Annotated in this window: 2 protein-coding genes and 1 pseudogene; all 3 read left to right on the top strand. The window is 62.0% G+C overall.

From position 1 onward, the window contains the following. Positions 1–706 (top strand): annotated as a pseudogene (locus tag AXF19_RS00750) (hexokinase); the annotation flags it as partial. 91 nt (positions 707–797) lie between these two features. Then, positions 798–1,010 (top strand): preprotein translocase subunit SecG, encoded by a 213-nt coding sequence (gene secG / locus AXF19_RS00745; protein ID WP_006693319.1) that lies wholly within the window; start codon positions 798–800, stop codon positions 1,008–1,010. Positions 1,011–1,091: 81 nt separating this feature from the next. Continuing rightward, a partial coding sequence (locus tag AXF19_RS00740) for an alpha/beta hydrolase (protein WP_066849924.1) occupies positions 1,092–1,696 on the top strand: 605 nt, incomplete at its 3' end.

Raw genomic sequence — 1,696 nt, 5'->3', positions numbered from 1 at the left:
GGTTGCCGTGCTCCTCGCTGCCGCCTACATCCACGGCGAGACCGCCATCGGCGCGATCTACGCGACGGGGCACAACACCTGCTACCTCGAGCCGTATACGGGTACGGCGCAGCCACCGATGATTCTCAACATGGAGTCGGGCGGCTTCTCCAAGCTCGTGCCGAACCGTTTCGACGTGGCACTCGACGCAGCGTCTGAGAAAAAGGGGGAGCAGCGCCTCGAAAAGATGGTCTCCGGCCGCTACATGGGAGAGCTCTTCGAGATGGCGCTTGCCGAGCTCCTTGGTGCAGCGGGCAGTGCATACGGCTTTACAAGCGTTGACCTCAGCCGTATGCTCGAGGATGTGAGCGAGGACGCGACATCGGCGGCGACCCTTGTCGAGGCACTGACGGGACAGCGACTCGATGCGGAGGATGCCATGCGCGTGCGCGATCTTGCACGCGCTGTCGTTGTGCGCTCCGTGCGCCTCATCGCCGCGACCTTCGTCGGAGCGCTCTGGCAGGTGACGGGCAGCGGGGAGATGCGCGCGCAGCACATCGCTGTTGACGGCTCGGTCTATGAGAAGATGCCGCTCGTCAAGGAGGAGATGATGCGCGCATTCGCAGAGCTTCTCGGCGCGGATGCGGGCAAGGTTGACACCATTCTCGCGAGCGGCGGATCGGGACTCGGTGCGGCGCTCGCGGCGGCAATGACGGAGCGCGGATGAAAACTGCTTGCCACTGCGGCGCGGTCTGTGCTATGATAGATGAATATAATATCTTGCAGAAAGAAGGGGCTTTTTCTTGCTCACGATTTTAATGGTACTTGATGCAATTGTTGCAATCATCCTCATCGCGTCCGTGCTCGGGCAGGAGGCGAAGTCCGCCGGCATGGGCGGTCTCGACGGCGGCGGCGACACGGTGTTTTCGGGCAAGGCGCGCGGGATGGACGCGCTGCTCGCGCGCGTGACGATCGTATTTGCGATTTTGTTTGGCGTGATTACGATTGTGATTGCACGGATGTCGAGCTGAACGAAAAGGGAATATCCCTGTACCGCTATGCGGGGCAGGGATTTTTTCAAACAGGGAACATCAGAACGAGGAGGGAATGTCATGCATCTTCAGGGCGCGGAGCCGTTTTTTCTGCCGGGCGGGCGGCATGGCGTGCTTCTCATTCACGGCTTTACGGGGCTGCCGGCGGAGCTGCGCCTGCTCGGTGCGTATCTGAACGAGCGCGGCTTCACCGTGCTTGCGATACGGCTTGCGGGGCACGGGACAACGGTCGAGGATCTGAGCCGTATGGAGCATGAGGACTGGATGGACTCCGTGCGCGACGGCTATGCGATTCTCGGCGGCGCATGTGATCGGATTTCCGTCGTCGGTCATTCGATGGGGGCGGTCTTTGCCCTCCTGCTCTCTATCGAGGCGGAGGTTGCACACGTTGTCAGCCTCGGTGCGCCGATCATGATTGCGCCCGAGCAGGGACTCGAGCATCTGCCCACGCGCGAGGCATGCATTGACCGCTATGTGCCAAAGGCGCGCAGGAAACTTAGGGACGTGCCGCAGGGTGCAAACAATACGTATCGGCGCATGCCGCTCGTCTCCATTCACGAGCTGCTCGATGTCGTCGCGATCCTCTGCCGTCAGATTGCGCGCGTGACGGCGCCGCTCCTGATCGTGCACGGGGAGCGGGATCATACGGCGGATCCGAAGCGCGC

The organism is Selenomonas sp. oral taxon 126, assembly GCF_001683335.1.
In the GTDB taxonomy this organism is placed as follows: Bacteria; Bacillota; Negativicutes; order Selenomonadales; family Selenomonadaceae; genus Centipeda.
This window is presented reverse-complemented; position numbering and strand designations above follow the sequence as displayed.

Coding starts and splice junctions, on each gene's coding strand:
- secG (WP_006693319.1), top strand. CDS start 798: ATGGTACTTGATGCAATTGTTGCAATCATCCTCATCGCGTCCGTGCTC.